Annotated in this window: 12 protein-coding genes; 8 read left to right on the top strand and 4 right to left on the bottom strand. The window is 76.8% G+C overall.

What is annotated here, in order from left to right:
- The first annotated feature begins 93 nt into the window (after nucleotides 1-93).
- Nucleotides 94-1,263, top strand: coding sequence for a protein-tyrosine phosphatase family protein (locus D476_RS0113765; RefSeq protein ID WP_017624519.1), 1,170 nt, complete (start codon nucleotides 94-96; stop codon nucleotides 1,261-1,263).
- A gap of 106 nt (nucleotides 1,264-1,369) precedes the next feature.
- On the opposite strand, the gene D476_RS39025 is transcribed toward D476_RS0113765, so the two are convergent.
- Complete coding sequence (locus D476_RS39025) at nucleotides 1,370-2,071, bottom strand: septal ring lytic transglycosylase RlpA family protein (RefSeq protein ID WP_239648699.1); 702 nt, start codon at nucleotides 2,069-2,071, stop codon at nucleotides 1,370-1,372.
- Between the two features lie 462 nt (nucleotides 2,072-2,533).
- Here D476_RS39025 and D476_RS0113755 point away from each other — a divergent pair, with 462 nt between their 5' ends.
- The 5 genes from D476_RS0113755 to D476_RS0113730 all read left to right on the top strand — a co-directional run bounded on the left by D476_RS0113755 (nucleotide 2,534) and on the right by D476_RS0113730 (nucleotide 11,299).
- Nucleotides 2,534-6,151, top strand: a complete 3,618-nt coding sequence (locus D476_RS0113755; protein WP_017624518.1) for a TM0106 family RecB-like putative nuclease — start codon at nucleotides 2,534-2,536, stop codon at nucleotides 6,149-6,151.
- A gap of 399 nt (nucleotides 6,152-6,550) precedes the next feature.
- Nucleotides 6,551-7,078, top strand: a complete 528-nt coding sequence (locus D476_RS0113750) for an isochorismatase family protein (protein ID WP_017624517.1) — start codon at nucleotides 6,551-6,553, stop codon at nucleotides 7,076-7,078.
- Between the two features lie 1,968 nt (nucleotides 7,079-9,046).
- Nucleotides 9,047-9,376 carry a hypothetical protein gene (locus tag D476_RS0113740; protein WP_017624516.1) on the top strand — a complete coding sequence of 110 codons (330 nt, stop codon included), beginning with the start codon at nucleotides 9,047-9,049 and terminating at the stop codon, nucleotides 9,374-9,376.
- Between the two features lie 65 nt (nucleotides 9,377-9,441).
- Nucleotides 9,442-9,912, top strand: coding sequence for a hypothetical protein (locus D476_RS0113735; protein WP_017624515.1), 471 nt, complete (start codon nucleotides 9,442-9,444; stop codon nucleotides 9,910-9,912).
- Nucleotides 9,913-9,973: 61 nt separating this feature from the next.
- Nucleotides 9,974-11,299 carry a site-specific integrase gene (locus D476_RS0113730; RefSeq protein WP_017624514.1) on the top strand — a complete coding sequence of 442 codons (1,326 nt, stop codon included), beginning with the start codon at nucleotides 9,974-9,976 and terminating at the stop codon, nucleotides 11,297-11,299.
- A 126-nt stretch (nucleotides 11,300-11,425) separates the two neighbouring features.
- Here D476_RS0113730 and D476_RS39910 read toward each other — a convergent pair whose 3' ends face one another.
- Complete coding sequence (locus D476_RS39910) at nucleotides 11,426-12,382, bottom strand: hypothetical protein (protein ID WP_017624513.1); 957 nt, start codon at nucleotides 12,380-12,382, stop codon at nucleotides 11,426-11,428.
- Nucleotides 12,383-13,119: 737 nt separating this feature from the next.
- Complete coding sequence (locus D476_RS0113715) at nucleotides 13,120-13,623, bottom strand: hypothetical protein (protein ID WP_017624511.1); 504 nt, start codon at nucleotides 13,621-13,623, stop codon at nucleotides 13,120-13,122.
- Nucleotides 13,624-13,937: 314 nt separating this feature from the next.
- Between D476_RS0113715 and D476_RS0113710 the strand changes: the two genes are divergently transcribed.
- Nucleotides 13,938-14,507: an NUDIX domain-containing protein gene (locus D476_RS0113710; RefSeq protein ID WP_017624510.1), complete on the top strand. Its 570-nt coding sequence runs from the start codon at nucleotides 13,938-13,940 to the stop codon at nucleotides 14,505-14,507.
- A 10-nt stretch (nucleotides 14,508-14,517) separates the two neighbouring features.
- Nucleotides 14,518-14,946: an ankyrin repeat domain-containing protein gene (locus D476_RS0113705; protein WP_017624509.1), complete on the top strand. Its 429-nt coding sequence runs from the start codon at nucleotides 14,518-14,520 to the stop codon at nucleotides 14,944-14,946.
- A gap of 121 nt (nucleotides 14,947-15,067) precedes the next feature.
- On the opposite strand, the gene D476_RS0113700 is transcribed toward D476_RS0113705, so the two are convergent.
- A complete protein-coding gene (locus tag D476_RS0113700) occupies nucleotides 15,068-16,480 on the bottom strand; it encodes an amino acid permease (protein WP_040726320.1) in 1,413 nt (470 codons plus the stop codon).
- Nucleotides 16,481-16,859 lie beyond the last annotated feature (379 nt).

The following is a 16,859-nucleotide window of genomic DNA, read 5'->3' as shown; positions in this document are numbered from 1 at the left end:
GTTTCGTGGCCGGATGCGGCTATCGGCTGGTGGGCGCCTCTCTAGAGGGCATAGACACAACGTGCCGCGGCAGTGACCACGAGGAGCCCCTCCATGCCCGCCGACGACCGCAACGAGCACGCCCCCTGGCACCGCGACGACCCCCGCTACGACCGCTGCGCCGGAGCCTGGGTCGGCGCCGCGGCCGCCGCGTGCATCGTGGGCGCCCCTCCCGCAATGGCCCAGGAGGCCACCCACCCCGACGGCGACGGCGCCGGGCCCGCCCTGCTGTCCTGGCTCATCGCCACCGCCCTGGAGGGCCTGGCCGACCCCGCCACCGTCCACAAGGCCGTCGACGCCGCCGCCGACCGCGCCTGGGCCCTGGCGCTGCGCTCCACCGCCGCCGAGGGCCGCATCCCCGACCCCGAACCGGTGGTGCCCCCGCACAGCCCCATGGGCGTGGGCTGGCGCGCCGCCGCCCGAGCCCCCGCCCCGCCGCTGGAGCCCGCCCGCGCGGTCTTCCCCTGCTCCCAGCTGGTGGAGGCCATCTGGCGGGCCTATGCCGCGGGGGGCGACGAAGCGGCCATGTACGCAGGGGCCATGGCCGGGGCGCGGTGGGGGGCCTCGGGCATCCCCCTGGAGGCCCAGCGCCGCCTGGCCGACATCGTCGCCCCCCGCTCCCTCATCGAGCGCGCCATCGTCCTGGCCCGCGGCAGCGAACCCGACACCTGGCCCCAGGCCGCCGCCCAGCCCACCGGGGAGGCCCGCTCGGTCAGCACCCCCTTCTGCACCCCCCACCCCCACGACCCCGGGGTGCTGCTGGGCAACATCGCCCACCTGCGCACCGGCCCCGACGTGGACGCGGTCGTCTCGCTCAACCGCATCGGCCCCGCCGACGCCCCCGCCCGCCTGCCCGCCCGCGACCGGGTCGAGGTCTGGCTCGCCGACGCCCAGGGCCCCGGCGTCAACCCCAACCTGCACTTCGTGCTCGACGAGGCCGCCGGCGCCGTCGCGGCCCTGCGCGCCGAGGGCAAGCGGGTACTGCTGCACTGCGCCGCCGGGCAGTCCCGCACCCCGGCCGTGGCCGCCCACTACGCCACCCTGGCCTGCGGCGCCGACGTGGTGCAGGCGCTGCGCCAGAACATCGAGGCCACCGGCGGCCACCTGCACACCCCGGCCCTGGCCCAGGCCGCGGCCGCCCTCAACGGCGTGGACATGCCCGACCCGGCCGCCGCCCTGTTCCCCGAGGGCACGCCCCCGCCCCGCCAGCACCCGCCGCTGTGAGGCCGACCGGCCCGCACACGACGAAAAAGGCGTGTGCGGCCCCCTGCCGGGGGTCCGCACACGCCGCGAGGGGCTCCGCCGGGGACGGGCCCCGGCGCAAGGGGCCCTAGCCGACGACCTGCCACTCCACGTCCACCACGCCCTGGCTGGCGCTGGCGATCGTCTCGAAGGAGGCCGTGGACAGGTCCAGGCACCGCCCGGCCACGTACGGGCCGCGGTCGTTGATGGACACCACCACCGACTTGCCGTTGGCGGGGTTGGTCACCTCCACCTGGGTGCCGAACGGCAGCGACTTGTGCGCCGCCGTCATCGCCGAGGGGTCGAAGGTGCCCCCGCTGGCGGTGGGCTGGGGGTCGCTGTACATCGAGGCCTGGCAGGCGCCGCCCTCGCCGGTGGGCTCCAGCCCCTGGGAGGAGCCGGAGTCCTGCTGGGAGCCGCCGCCGGAGGACTCCTGCTGCGCGGGCTCCTCCTCCTTCTCCTCCTCGGCCTGGGCCGCGGTCGCGCTGGCCGCCCCCTCGGCCTGCGAGGCGGCCTCCTCGCGCTGCTCCTTGGCCTGGTCGCGCTCCTTGTCGACCTGCTCCTGGTCGACCTGGGGCGCCTGCCGCCCCTGGGCGCCCTGCTCGGAGGTCTGGGCCGCCGGGACCTCGGCGGCGCTGCTCAGGTCCTGGGGCTGGGCGCCCCCCACGACAGCGGCGCCGGCGACACCGCCGGCGGCCAGCACCGCGCCCGAGGCGGCGGTGGCCACCAGGGCGCGCTTGCCCTTGAGGCGCTGGAGCACGGAAACGCGGTCGGGCTGATGACTGCCCACGGCTGATCGTCCTTTGAACGGGGACACGAAGATGCGGCTGCGCGGGGCCCGGAACCGCCGGGACCTGGTGCCCGGCGCCTCCCGGAACCGAGGGGCGCGCCGGCGCAGCAGTGCCGCCCGGGATCCAAGGGGCGGCGGGAAAGAGCTGGTCACGTGTGTGCAAAGGGGGTGGGGACCAACGGGGACCGACCCTAACCATCACGGTCGGGTAACGAGAACCGAAAACCCGGGTTTGTGCCACAATTCACTCTCGTCCGCTCCGCCGGGTGAGAACCCCGCCGCCCACCGTCACACCGCCGTGACGCCCGACGCCCCGCACCGTGTCCGCCCCCACCCCCGCGCACCCGCCCCGCGGCGGCCCCGCCCCCCCATCCGCCCCGCCGCGCGTGTGAACAGAGCTCAAACGGCGCACCACCGTGGCACAATTCCCCGCGAAGCAGCAGCCGGGGAGGGAGCGGCCAGGTGTTCCGCAACGAGACCGGATGGGTCATCTCGCCCACCGACCTGGTCGACTCCATGGAGTGCGACCACCGCAGCCGCCTCAAGGCCGCCCTGGCCGCCCACGTCCCCGGCGCACCCGCCCCCGCCGACATCGACCCCCTCGTCGCCCGCCAGGGCCACGAGCACGAACGCGCCGAACTCCAGCGCCTGCGCGAGCTGTTCGGCGAGGCCCTCGTCGCCATCGACGACCCCCGCCCCACCCACGCCGACATGCTCCGCGCCGCCCAGGCCACCCGCAAAGCCATGGACGACGGCGCCCCCGTCCTCTACCAGGCCGCCTTCTACCACCCCCTGCGCCCCGGCGTCGCCTTCCACGGCCGCGCCGACTTCCTCGTCAGCACCGCCGTGGACCCGGCCACCGGCCGCACCCGCCCCGACGAGGGCCCACACACCTACGAGCCCTGGGACACCAAGCTCGCCCGCCACCCCGGCCCCGGCGCCGTCCTGCAGCTGGCCGCCTACGCCGCCTCCGTCACCGAAGCCGGCGCACCCGCCCCCCGGCACATGCACCTGCTCACCGGCGACGGCACCGCCCACACCCACCGCGCCCCCGAGTTCCTGCCGGTCCTGCACCAGGTCCGCACCCGCCTGGCCGACCGCCTCACCGCCCCCGGAGGCGGCCCCCTCGACCCGGCCGCCCTCACCCTGCCCGACCCCCTGTGGGGCCCGCCCCAGCCCGCCTGCGACTCCTGCGGATACGCCGCCCTGTGCGCCGACGGCCGCGCCCGCGCCCGCCACCTGACCCTGGTCGCCGGAATCCGCACCGACCAGACCCGCAAACTCGCCGACACCGGCATCACCACCATCGACGCCCTGGCCGCCGCCGACACCGCCCAGCGCCCGCCCACACTCCCCCCGCACACCTTCGACCGGCTGCGCGCCCAAGCCGCCCTGCAGGTCCGCCAGGACGCCACCCGCACCGACACCGACCCCCGCGGCACCGTCCTGGCCGAAGTCCACTCACCCGAGGGCCTGGCCTCCCTGCCCGCCCCCAGCCCCGGCGACGTCTTCTTCGACATGGAGGGCTACCCCTACTACGAAGGCCCCCAGGGGCGCGGCCTGGAATACCTCTTCGGCGCCGTCGCCCGCGACCTGCCCGCCGACCCCCGCACCCCCGCCGACACCTCCGAGCGCTTCCACGCCTTCTGGGCCCACGACCGCGCCCAGGAGAAACGCGCCTTCGAGGACTTCGTCGACTTCGTGTGCGAACGCATCGACCGCGACCCCGGCGCCCACGTCTACCACTACGCCTCCTACGAGGCCGACCGCCTCAAACTCCTGGCCGCCGCCTTCGGCACCCGCGAGGCCCAGGTCGACGAACTCCTGCGCCACCGCCGACTGGTCGACCTGTACACCGTCGTCAAAAAGAGCCTGCGCGTCTCCCAGCGCTCCTACTCCATCAAGTACCTCGAACCCCTCTACCTGCCCCAGGCCCGCAGCGGCGACGTCACCACCGCCGTCTCCAGCATCGACGCCTACGCCCAATACGCCCGCGCCGCCGCCGACGGCGACACCGGCCGCGCCCGACAGATCCTGTCCGACATCGCCGACTACAACCACGACGACTGCGCCTCCACCGCCCGCCTGCGCGACTGGCTCGAAGACCTGCGCCGCGACAACGGCATCGACACCCGCCCCGCCGCCCAGGGCGAACTGGCCCCCGACGACGCCGACGAGCGCGCCGAGGACAACCGCCGCCGCCGCGAAGAGGCCGAAGCGCGCCTGCGCGCCCTGACCGACCCCCTCCTGGAAGGCGTGGCCGACGACCCCCGCCGCCGCGACCCCGGCCAGGACGCCCGCGCCCTGCTCGCCTCCCTGGCCGGGTACTACCGCCGCGAGGAGAACCCCGCCTGGTGGGACTTCTTCCGCCGCCTCAACGCCCCCATGGAGGAACTGGAGGCCGACAACGACTGCCTGGTCCCCGTGCGCGTGCGCACCGGCGAATGGGCCGAGCCCACCGGCCGCCAGCGCAAGTCCCGCCGCGAGATCCAGGCCCGCGCCGACCCCGCCCGCCCCCACCCCTTCACCACCGGCGACCGCGTCCGCCTGCTCTACCCGGCCACCCCCGGCCGCCCCGCCGACGCCGTCGACGCCCAGGTCACCGCCGCCTCAGCCGACACCCTCACCCTGGAGGAGACCAGCGACCCCCAGCAGACCTACTCCCGCGCCCCCGCCGCCGTCCTGCCCGGCGCCCCCGTGCGCTCGGCCCCCAAGGACGCCGCCCTGTGGTCGCTCACCGAAGGCGTCCTGCCCGACCTGCCCCACCTGCCCGAAGGCCCCGGCCTGGACCTGCTCCAGCGCCGCCCGCCCCGCCTGGCCCACCGCGGCACCCTGCCCGACCCCGCCGACCACGGCGGCGACACCGTGGCCGCCGCCATCGCCGCCGTCGACGCCCTGGACCGCTCCTACCTGGCCGTGCAGGGCCCGCCCGGGGCCGGAAAGACCTACCTGGCCGCCCGCCTCATCGACCACCTCATCGCCTCGGGCCGCACCGTGGGGGTCTGCTCCACCAGCCACAAGGCCGTGGAGAACGTGCTGGCCGCCGCCCTGCACACCGCCCGCGCCCAGGGCCGGGAGCTGCCCTGCGCCAAACGCCCCTCCGGCAAGCCCGACCCCCGGGCCCGCTGGGAGCAGCCCGCCACCGTCAAGGCCCTGGCCGCCTGGCGCGCCGCCAACCCCGGCGCCCACCTGGTCGGCGGCACCGCCTGGAACTTCGCCAACGAGGCCGTCGCCTCCGACCCCTTCGACGTCCTGGTCATCGACGAGGCCGGACAGTTCGCCCTGGCCGACACCCTCGCCGTCTCCGGAGCCGCCCGCAACCTGGTGCTGCTGGGCGACCCCCAGCAGCTCCCGCAGGTCGTCCAGGGCTCCCACGGCGAAGGCGCCGACGCCTCGGCCCTGGAGCACCTGGTCGGCGAGGCCGAGATCATCGACGCCTCGCGCGGCTACTTCCTGGACCAGACCCGCCGCATGCACCCCGCCGTGTGCGCCCCCGTCTCCCGCCTGGCCTACCGCGGCCTGCTGCACGCCCACCCCAGCGCCGCCGAGCGCGCCGTGGCCGGGGTCCGGCCCGGCCTGTACGCCCGCACCGTGGAGCACCAGGGCCGCACCAGCCACAGCCCCGAGGAGGTCGAAGCGGTGGTGCAGGCCGCCGCCCACCTGGTCGGGCGCACCGTGCACGAGCCCGGCGCCAGCACCGAACGGGAACTGACCGGCGAGGACGTGCTGGTGGTGGCCCCCTACAACCTGCAGGTGCGGGCGCTGCGCCGGGCCCTGGCCGAGGCGGGCCTGGAGCAGGTGCGGGTGGGCACCGTGGACCGCTTCCAGGGCCAGGAGGCCCCTGCGGTGATCTGCTCGATGACCGCCTCCAGCGGCGCCGACCTGTCCCGCGGGCTGGACTTCGTGCTCTCGCGCAACCGGCTCAACGTCGCGCTCTCGCGCGCCCAGGTGGTGGCCGTACTGGTCTACTCGCCGCAGCTGGCCCAGGCCGCACCCCGCACGGTGGAGGAGCTGCGGGTGCTCTCGGGCTTCTCGGGCCTGTGCGCCCAGGCGGCCCCCTGGCCGCCCCCGGCCCGGTAGCACCCCCGCCCGGCCGGCCGCGGGGGCGGCGATGCCCGGCTCCGCCCGTCCCGCAGCGGCCAGGGGAGGGGAGCGGGGCCCCGCGCGGGCGGGCCCCGCCTGCCTGCCGGCCCCGCGGACCGGCCCCACCGGAGAACCCTGCCGCGCCACCCGCCGCGCGCACGGCCCGGCGCGGATGCGCGGATGAAAGGGCGGGGGTCCCCCTTCGGCCCCCGCCCGATCCGCGCCCCGGCGCGTCCACCCTCTGGATCGCCGGCGGCCTCCAGCATCGCCCCCGCCGGTTTCGTTCGGCTTCCCGCCCGCTAACACCCCAGCTCGCGCACTGCCCCGCCCGCCGTGTCGCCCCCCGGTGATAGGAACGGCACCCCACCCCCAGCACCGCACCGCCGGGAGGCACCCGTGACGACCGCACTCCTGCTCATCGACGCCCAGCGCAACATGCTCCAGGGCCCCGACCCCGTACCCGCCGCACCCGGCGTCGGACCGGCCCTGGCCGACCTGCTCGCCCGCGCCCGCGCCGCCGGGGCCACGGTCGTCCACATCCAGAACGACGGCGGCCCCGACGAGCCCGACGAACCCCACACCCCCGGCTGGGAGCTGGTGCACCCACCGCTGCCCGGCGAGCCCGTGGTGCGCAAGACCGCCCCCGACGCCTTCGCCGGGACCGCCCTGGCCGACGAACTGGCCCGCGCCGGGGTGCGCACCGCCGTCCTGGCCGGGATGCAGAGCCAGTACTGCGTCGCCGCCACCGCGCGCGGCGCTCTGGGCCAGGGCCTGGACACGGTCCTGGCCTCCGGGGCGCACGCCACCTACGACGAGGACGCCCCGGCCCGCGGCATCTCCGCCGCCGTCGAGGAGGACCTGGCCGCCCGCGGCGTGCGCATCATGCCCGCCGACCGCCTGTTCCGCGCCCCGCAGTCCCGATAGAGGCCAAGGCCGCACACCCCCGCCCGTGCATGGGGCGCGGGGCCCACGTGGCCACCGGCGCAGGCCGCGGCCGCCCCAGGTGTGGTGTCCGGCGAGGCTGGGAACACGCTCGCCGGGTGTTCGGCCGCCGATTCCGGTGGGGCCTGCGATGCGGCCAAGAACGCCGCGGGCGCTTTGCTGACTGGATGGGGCGACAACGCCGCCGTCTTGCGCGACGCCTCCGTGTATCGGGCCCGGGACCGCCCGGTGACGGGGCCTGGCGGGGGCCGACCCGGCCCCGGCCGGGGCCGCGTGCGCGGCGGCGGTGCGGAGCATGTCGACGGCCGGGGCAGGGGCGATCCCCAACGCCTCATCCCGCCGGGACGTTCCCGTCTGGAACCCCCTATGCCACGGCCCGGCGCGTCCAGGCCTGCATGTCCGGGCCGGGCGGGCACCTGCTGGCGGAGGGGCGGACTCGGCCATCGCCCCCTGCTCCCGCCCGATGCGGTCTTCACCGCCGGGTCCGCGATACCCGTGGACGGCGGGCGCGCCGTCCCCGCGCACGACCCCGAGGCCCACGAGACGGGAGAGAAGGTGAGGACGGGCCGCAGACGCGGCCGAAGGAGCGGGTCCCGGGATGGAGGGGGAGTCGACATCCCGGGCACCCACAATGCGCACTCTACGTGACTTCCCAAATACCCATAGGCGTTTCACTGAATCCGAACGCCGCCGCCCGGGCCCCACAGCCCCCGCCCCCCGGGTGACCACGCCGACCGCGCCGAAGGCGGGACGCCCGCACACCCCGTGACACGCGGCAACGCACGCCACCGGCGGCGCACGGGCGACGCCCCGCCGCAGCGAAAGGCCCGCCTACCGCACTCGGGGCCGGTCGGCGCCCGCACCGACCCCTCGTGGGTGACGCCGTCCGGCGGATGTCCTCCCGGCACGTGCGAGGGACCGGCTCGTACGTGCGCTCACTGATGGCGTCCGCTGCAGTGCGTGGTGCCGCGTCTGTCGGCCCGGACCGGGCCCCCGGCCGCCCGCCGAAGGCGGCCGCCGGTCAGGGTTTCGAGGGCGGCCCCGTCCCCTCAGGAGCCGTAGCCAACGGGCCGAACCGGCCGGACGGAAGTCTCACCACTCCAGCGGACGCCGTCCCGGACCGTCGCGGCATCCGTGCCGCCAGGCGGCCCCGCCGGTCGTTGGGCGCGCCGAGCAGTGCGGCTCCCTTCCGGGGCTGGGGCGGCGTCCGCTGCAGTGGTGGGGCCTCTNCCGGGGGGCGGCCGGGAGCCGTAGCCAGCGGGCCGCCGCAGTACGAGGGTGCGCAGCAGCGGCGACCAAGAACGGCGGCGCCCCTTGCGACAGCCCGGTCGGCTGCCCGGAACGCGGGTGGCCGCCGCGCCCGGCTGCGACGGCGACACCGGGCGGTTCCCCAGCCCCACCACCCGGGCGCCGACTCGCCCGCGGTCCGGGCGGCTCGGCCGGTACCCGGCTCTGGGCCCCGGCCGGGTGACGGGCCACGTCCGCCGGGGCGGTGCCACCTCCATCCGCCCGGCCGACGACACCGTCACGCCCTCCGGGCGGACCCGCCTGTGCGCCGGGGCCCTGCCCTCCGGGCCCAGCCTGCCGACGGCCGAAGGCCCCACCACCCCGGCGGACGCCATCGGATGCAGGGGCGCCAGAGCAGGCGCCAGAGCATGGGGGAGAGGCGCCGATGACACGGCCGGGGACCGCATTGCGGGACCAGCGCCTCACCATCCGGGACGGCCCCCTCGGGGTGCACACGGTCGTCGAAATCGGCCCCTCCCCGCACACTCCGCGCACTCGGCGGCGCTGCGGCGGGGACGGCCGCCCGCCCCCGCCGCCTTCGCCGGGCCGAAGGGTCTTCCGGCAGCGGTAGCATGCCTTATCAGCGCCAGGCGGGCCCACCCGAACCCGCCTCCGCCCGCCCCCTCTCGCCCGCCGCACCGCCTGAAAGGCACCCGCGACACCGTGCGTCCCACAGACAACGGCGACCGCCCCCGCCGCCTGCCCGCCGGCACCAACACCCGCCACCCCGCCGGAATCCGCATCGTCGCCGCCGCCCTGGCCGTGGCCGCCCTGGTCCTGGGCCCCCTCGGCTACGCCAACGGCCTATCGGCCGACACCGACTCGGCCTCCGAGTGGTACACCCTGGGCTTCGCCGCCTCGGCCGGACTGCCCCTGCTGGCCGCCGCCATCACCACCGTCGCAGGCGACCGCCGCGCCGCCCTGTGGTGCCTGGCCCTGCTGGCCTGGCCGCCCGTCTTCATCACCGCCCTGCACCTGGCACCCGGCGCCTGAAGGCCCCACAACCGCCTAGGCTGGGCGCCGACCTGCGCACACCCAGGGGCACCGGGGGAGGGGACGTGTCACCCAAGAAGAAGAACAAGAACAAGCACAAGGCGGCCGCCACGCGCACCGCGCCCGGCCCCGCCCCGGCGGGCGGCACCCCGGAGGCCCCCTCGCGCCGCCGCACCCCCGTCCCCCTCGACGAGCCCAAGCCCCGCTGGCCCCTGGCGCTGTGGACCCTGCTCACCCTCGCCTGGCTCGGCGGCACCGCCCTGTTCTTCATCCTCATCCTGGCCGAAGGCCTGGCCATGATGGACGCCCGAACCCCCGCCGACCCCTCCCTGCGCACCACCGCCTGGTACCTGCTCGGCATGCTCACCTGCGCCCTGGCCGTGCCCGCCGCCGGCGCCGCCACCGCCGCCGTGCTGCGCCGCCGCATCGCCGCGGGCATGTTCGCCCTGGCCACCGCGGCCTCGGCCATCGCCCTGTTCACCCTGGCCGGCCCCACCGAGCTCCTCGCCGCCCTGCGCGGAGGCCTCGGCGCCTGACACCCGCCCCGGCGGCGCGCCCGTACGGCGCGCCGCCCCGGATACGCCATCATGGACCACCGTGGGCCCAACGACACCAGACCACCACCGGCACCCCGCCCCGGGCGGCGGCCACGACGGCACCGACCCCGCACACGGCACCGGCGACCCCGGACACGACGAGCACACCGACACCGCCGACGCGCTCCCCGTCCCCGCCGAGGTCCGCGCCCGCCTCCACCACGTCGACCACAGCGTCCTGGTCGACGAGCGCGCCCTGGCCGAGGTCCGCCGCCGCTTCGACGCCGACCAGGCCGGAGCCCTGGCCCGCTACCTCACCTCCGCCCAGTCGCCCAACACCCTGCGCGCCTACCGCACCGACTGGGTCGCCTTCACCGCCTGGTGCCTGGCCGAACACCGCACCAGCCTGCCCGCCGACCCCGTCGACGTCGCCGTCTACCTCGCCGCCGCCGCCGACACCGTCCGCGCCGACGACCCCGCCCGCTGGGCCCTGTCCCCCTCCACCCTGGAGCGCAAGGCCGCCGCCATCGCCGCCGTCCACGGCGCCCACGGCCTGCCCTCACCCACCCGCGCCGAGGTCGTGCGCCTCACCCTGCGCGGCATCCGCCGCCGGCGCCGCACCGCCCCCCGCCGCAAACGCCCCGTCCTCCTGCACACCCTGACCACCCTGCTCGACCACCGCCCCGACCCCGGCCACCCCACCGGCGCCGCCCGCGCCCGCGACACCCTCCTGCTGCTCACCGGATTCGCCGGGGCCCTGCGCCGCAGCGAACTGGCCGCCCTCACCTTCGACGACACCGCCGTGGGCACCGACCCCCGCACCGGCGACCCCCTGCTCGTGCTGCGCCTGCACGCCACCAAGACCGACCAGGAGGCCCGGCACGACCACCAGGTCGCCCTGCCCCGCGGACGCCACCGCCCCACCTGCCCGGTGTGCGCCTTCGCCGACTGGGCCGACCTGCGCACCGCCCTGCGCGACGGCGGAACCGGCGCCCTGCGCACCGCCCTGGACCGGTCCGCCGAGCGCGAACAGGACCCCCGCACCCCCCACCGCTGCCACACCTGGACCGGCACCGACCTGGCCGACGGCACCGCCCGCCCCCTCTTCCCGCCCGTGGACCGGCACGGCCGCATCGGCGACCGCCCCGTCTCCGGACGCGCCGTCGCCGAACTCGTCAAGCGCTACGCCCAGCGCGCCGGACTCGACCCCGACGCCTTCGGCGGCCACTCCCTGCGCGCCGGATTCGCCACCCAGGCGGCCCTGTCCGGCGCCGCCGACCGCGAGATCATGCGCCAGGGCCGCTGGACCAACCCGCGCACCGTCCACACCTACATCCGCACCGCGAATCCGCTGGAAGACAACGCCGTGACCCGCCTCGGGCTGTGATGTGACCGTGTCCGATATGTGCGACCATTTGCGGGTGATCGATGAGTTTCGCGCGGCATTCCAGGAGCTGATCGACGCCTCCGTCGCCTCGGACACCGAACGCTTCCCCGAAGCGGTGCACCGCGTCTACAACCTGGCCCACCACGTCCCCGCCGAAGAGCGGGAACTGGCGCTGGAGGCCCTGGGCACCCTGCTGTCCGGCGGCCACACCGGACCCGGGATCACCGCCGACCTGTGCGTGGTGGCCGGGGCGCTGGTGGAGTCGGGCGCCATACCCGGGGAGACCGGCACCACCGTCGTGCGCCTGCTGCGCACCATGGGCCAGGGCGCCGCCGTCTTCCTGCACGCCTGGAACGCCGCGGGCGCCGGAGAGGTACCCGACCCCGACGAGGTCACCGCCCAGGCCGAGCAGACCGTCGCCGAAGAACTGGGCGAGACCGCCGCCACCGCCACCATCTGCTGGTGGACCATCCGCCGCCACGCCCTGGCCGCGGCCACCATGCTGGCCGACCACCGCGTGCGCGCCGCCGTGCGCGGCGACACCGCCCTGGGCGCCGAACTGATCGCCATCTCCAACCAGCTTCTGGCCCCCCTGGAGGAGTTCGCCGAGATCCGCGCCCTGCTGCGCATGACCGGCGCCACCTCCGCACTGGTCCTGGACCGGGCCTCCGGCCGCGGCTTCCGCGTGTTCTTCGAGGGCATCGGCGACAACTTCCAGCTGCACACCCTGCTCGCCGACGCGCTGGTGGGCGAGCAGGGCCAGGGGCTGGCCGGGCACCGCCCCGACGAGCGCTGGACCGCCGCCTTCCGCGACGCCGAACCCGACCCGGCGGCGGGCCCGGTCAAGAGCTGGTGGAACCTGGTGGCGCTGGACGGCTCGTGGGTGTGGAACGAGGGCGTTCCCGCCGACATCCCCACCCACGACGGCGAGCACGTGCTGGTGCTGGAGGCCCAGCCCTTCCCGCGCACGTGGAACGCACGCAGGCGCCACCCCCAGGTGAACGGGTGGCTGGAGGTCGACGCCGAACTCGGCGCCCAGGAGACCGAGCAGTGGTGGGCCCGCGCCGCCGCGCCCACCGACACCGCCTCGGGCTCCTTCTCGGCCTTCGAGCGCCCGGCCGCCGCCGCGGCCGCGCCGCCGCGCCCCGAGGGTGCGGCGGANNCCCGCCGCGGAGGCGGGCCCGGACGCCGCCGAACCGGCCGCGGCCGAGCACGGCGCCACCGGGCCGGCCGACGAGACCGACCGCGCCCCCGCCGGGGCCGCCGGGGCCGTCGGGGCCGATGCCGAGCCCGAGGAGTCCGGGCCCTGGCCCGCGGCCGAGGTGAGGCTTCCGGGGACCGGCCCCATCGAGTCGGGGCTGGGCCCCTGGCCCGGGTACGGCCAGGACCCGCAGGAGGACCCGGCGGCCACCGGGTGGGACCGGGTCCCCGACCCGGTGCCGGTGCCCTCCTCGGGCCCCGCCGCCGCCCACGGGGACGACGGCGGCGCGGACGGCGCCCGGACCCCGGACGGGGACGCCCCCGAGGCCGACGAGGCCCCCAGCGCCCCGGAGGCGCCGGAAGACGAGGCCGCGCGGGCCCCCGCAGCCCAGGGCGCGGCGACCGAGCAGATCCCAGCGGTGACCGAGGAGATGCTGCGCGCCTACGACGAGGAGCGCGCCGCCCGGGCCGAGGAGGAGGCCGAGCAGGGGCCGCCGGGCAAGCGCATCCTGCCGCCGCTGCCGCCGGGGGTCTCCAAGAAGTCCGGCTGGGGCCCCACCTGGCGCTGAGGGGCCCTTCCCCGCCGCCGCCCGTCGGGGCGGGTCCACACGCCGGGCCGCTCAGGCCTCGTGGCGGCGCCTGGAGCGGGGGGCCTCCCCGTCCTCGTAGTCCTCGTCGTAGAGGCCGTCGAAGTACTCGTCCGGGCTCACGCCGCCCTGCTCCTCGCGCACCCACCGCGAGGGCACCAGCATGGGCGCCACCATCAGCACCGCCAGCGGCAGGTACACCCCCAGCCCCAGCAGTTGCACCGCCCCCTCCTGGCCCGGCGCCCAGGAGGGGACCCGGTCGGCCAGACCGGGCCGCAGCACCGCCACGGCGCTGGCGGCCATCAGGCTCAGCCCGGCGATCCCGGGCAGCATGGGCGTCAGGCGGGGGCCGACCAGCGTCACCGCCACGACCAGGGCCACGGCCCCCAGCCCCGCGACGGTGACGGCGCCCGCGGTATCGGCGAAGGTCCCCCCGGCCCCGTTGAGCGCGGCAAGGCGGGGCTGTGCCCACCCGATGCCGAGCACGACCACGGGGGCGAGGAGGAGGCCGACGAAGAATCCGACGACGTGTCGCACCGAACAGCTCCTCTCGAAGTCGAGCCTGCACCATAGCGACATTTGCCGCCACCTGGGCATCTCGGACACCCGGAGTGACCGGTGCGCCCGCCGCCCGCGCCCCCGCGCGCACCCCCATCGCCCGCCGGGCCGCCGCCGACGGCCCCGGCCCCGCCCCGGGGAAGAACACGCACAGTAGCCGCCCCGCGCGGTGCCCGCCCCGCCCCGCCCGTCGCCCCCACCCCGGGCCACACGTCCCCACTTGAGCAGCCGAAGGTCCCGACCCGGACACCGCACCCCCGCCACCGGCCCAGGCGCCCCGGTAGCCTGCCCCCATGGCCGATGCCCCGCCCCAGGAGTCCGACCCGCCGCCCGGAGCCGACCCCCGGACCGAGGCCGCCTTCTACGAGCGCCTCCCGCGCGTACGCGGCGCCGCCACCGCCCTGCTGCGGGACGAACCCGGCGGCCGCGTCCTGCTCGTCGACCCCGTCTACCGCCCCGCCTGGGGCCTGCCCGGCGGCGTCGTCGAAGAAGGCGAATCCCCCCTGGCCGCCTGCCTGCGCGAATGCGAGGAGGAACTGGGCCTGCACCCGCACCTGCACGCCCTGGTCGCCGTCGACTGGATCCCCCCGCACGCCGCACCCAACCGCCGCCCCGCCCTCATCCACGTCTTCGGCGGCCTGCTCCCGCCCGGCGCCCTGGACCGCCTCCGCCCGGCCCCCGGCGAGATCGCCGCCGCCGAACTCCTCACCCCCGGCCGGGCCGCCCACCGCCTGCCCGCCGACCTGGCCCGCCGCACCGCCCACGCGCTGCACGCCCAGGACACCGGGACCACCGTCTACCTCGAACACGGCCGCCCCGCCCCCTGGCCCCGCCGACCCGCCTCCCGGCCCCGCCGCCCTTAGGGTGGCGGGCGTGAGCGACAACCAGCAGCGGCCCGGCCCGGACCCCGCCGAGGACCCCGACGTGATCGAACTGGCCACCCGCGTGTTCACCTGCGCGCGCACCGGCGACACCGCCGCCCTGTGCGCCTACCTGGACGCGGGCGTGCCGGCGGACCTGACCAACGACAAGGGCGACACCCTGGTGATGCTGGCCGCCTACCACGGCCGCCCCGAAGCGGTGCAGGCCCTGTGCGACAGGGGCGCCGACCCCGGCCGCCTCAACGACCGCGGCCAGTCGCCCCTGGCCGGAGCGGTCTTCAAGGGCGAGGAGCAGGTCGTGCGGATCCTGGTCCGCCACGGCGCCGACCCGGCCGCGGGCACCCCCTCGGCCGTGCAGGCGGCGCGCATGTTCGACAGGCAGGAGTTGCTGGACCTGTTCGACGAGGGCCCGCAGGGCTGAAGGCCCAACAGGGCGCCGCAGGCCGCCCCGGAACCGCGGCAGGGGCCCTCAAAGACGGACAGGGGGCGGCGCCGCGCGCCGCCCCCTGAGAGTTCCGGGCCGCCCACCGGGCCGGCCGCCCCTACTCCGGCGGCCGCTCGCCCGCAGCCCCCCGGCCGCCCTCGCCACCGGCCCCCGACGCCAGGTCGCGCCCGTCGGCCCGGGTGTACAGCGGCTCAGAGCTCACCGGCGTGGCACCCCACCGGCGCCGCGCCTCATAGGCGGCCAGCACCGCCGCGACCGACACCAGCGTCGCAAGCAGGGGAGTGCGCTGGTCCGGCAGCACCGCCATCGCCCCCAGCACCGCCAGCAGCGCCACCAGCACCGCCCACGACACATACGGGAACCCCCACATGCGGAACCGCAGCCGCTCGGGCTCCTCGCGCCGCAGCCGCGCCCCCATCACCAGCTGGGAGGCCACGATCACCAGGAACAGCACCAGCAGGATCGCGCCGATCGAGGCCACCAGGAACCCGAACACCGCATCGCCCCACAGGTAGTTGCCCACCACCGAGGCATACCCCACGCACGTGCCCAGGAGGATCGCCCGCGCCGGCACCCCGCGCCGCGTGACCGACGCCAGCGCCCGCGGGGCGTCCCCCTGCCGGGTCAGCACGTGCAGCATCCGCGAGGAGGTGTACAGCGCCGCGTTCAGCACGCTCAGCACCGCGATGAAGACCACCACCTCCATCACCAGCGGCGCCGCGGGCACCCCCACCGTCTCCATCACCGACACGAAGGGGCTCTTGAGCAGCTCGGCGGTGTCCCAGGGCACCACCGCCACCACCACCAGGATCGAGGCGATGTAGAACAGCGCGATCCGCCACAGCACGTTGGTCGTGGCCCGCGCCACCCCCTGCTCGGGCTCGTCGCTCTCCCCGGCGGCGATCGTCACGATCTCCACACCCCCGAAGGAGAACAGCACGACCACCACGGCGGCCAGCACCGCCGCCCACCCGTTGGGCGCGAAACCGCCGTGCGCCCACAGGTTGGACAGCACCACCCCCTGGCCGCCGGGCCACAGCCCCAGCGCGTACAGCCCGCCCAGCACCAAGAAGCCCACGATCGTGGCCACCTTCACCAGCGAGAACAGCGACTCGGTCTCGCCGAACACCCGCACCGAGATCAGGTTGGCCCCGGTCATCACCACCAGCAGCAGCAGCGACAGCAGCCACCCCGGCAGCGGGATCCACCCCGACAGCATCGCCGCTCCGGCCACCGCCTCGGCCGCCACCAGCACCGAGTACATCCACCAGTACAGCCACCCGATGGCGAAACCGGCGCGCGGGCCCAGGGCCAGGCGCGCGTAGTCGGAGAAGGAGCCCGACGCCGGCCGCGCCACCACCATCTCGCCCAGCGCGCGCAGCGTCAGCAGCACCAGCGCACCGGCGATGGCGTAGGAGACCACGGCCGCCGGCCCGGCGGCGTGGATCACCGCGCCCGAGCCGATGAACAGGCCCGCGCCCACCGAGCCGCCGATGGCGATCATCGCCATGTGGCGGCGGCGCAGCGTGTGCGCCAGGCCCGGCCTGCCCTTGCCGTCAGCGGAAGAGGTCGTCGTCGCCCCCTGGTCGGGGGATTCATCGTGCGAGGTCACAGCCCACAAGGCTACGCCGTGCCACCGGCCGGGCACCCCGCGGGGGCCCCGATGCGCCCGCCCCCGCCCCCGGAAGTGGCCATGATCATGCCCGGGCGGCGGCCCGCGGCGGGCCGGTGCTCACCCCGCCGCGCCCCCGGCCCCCTCGCCGTCCGGCCGCAGCGGCCGCAGCGCGTGCTCGGCCTCCTCCTCGGTCAGAAGCCCGCTGCGCGCCGCCGTGCGCAGCGTCTCCTTGGCCAGCAGGATGTGCTGGCGCGACCTGCCGCCGGGCCGCGTG

Source organism: Nocardiopsis chromatogenes YIM 90109, assembly GCF_000341185.1.
Taxonomy (GTDB): domain Bacteria; phylum Actinomycetota; class Actinomycetes; order Streptosporangiales; family Streptosporangiaceae; genus Nocardiopsis_A; species Nocardiopsis_A chromatogenes.
Note: the sequence above shows the minus strand (reverse complement) of the source record. Positions and strands in the feature narration are given on the sequence as shown.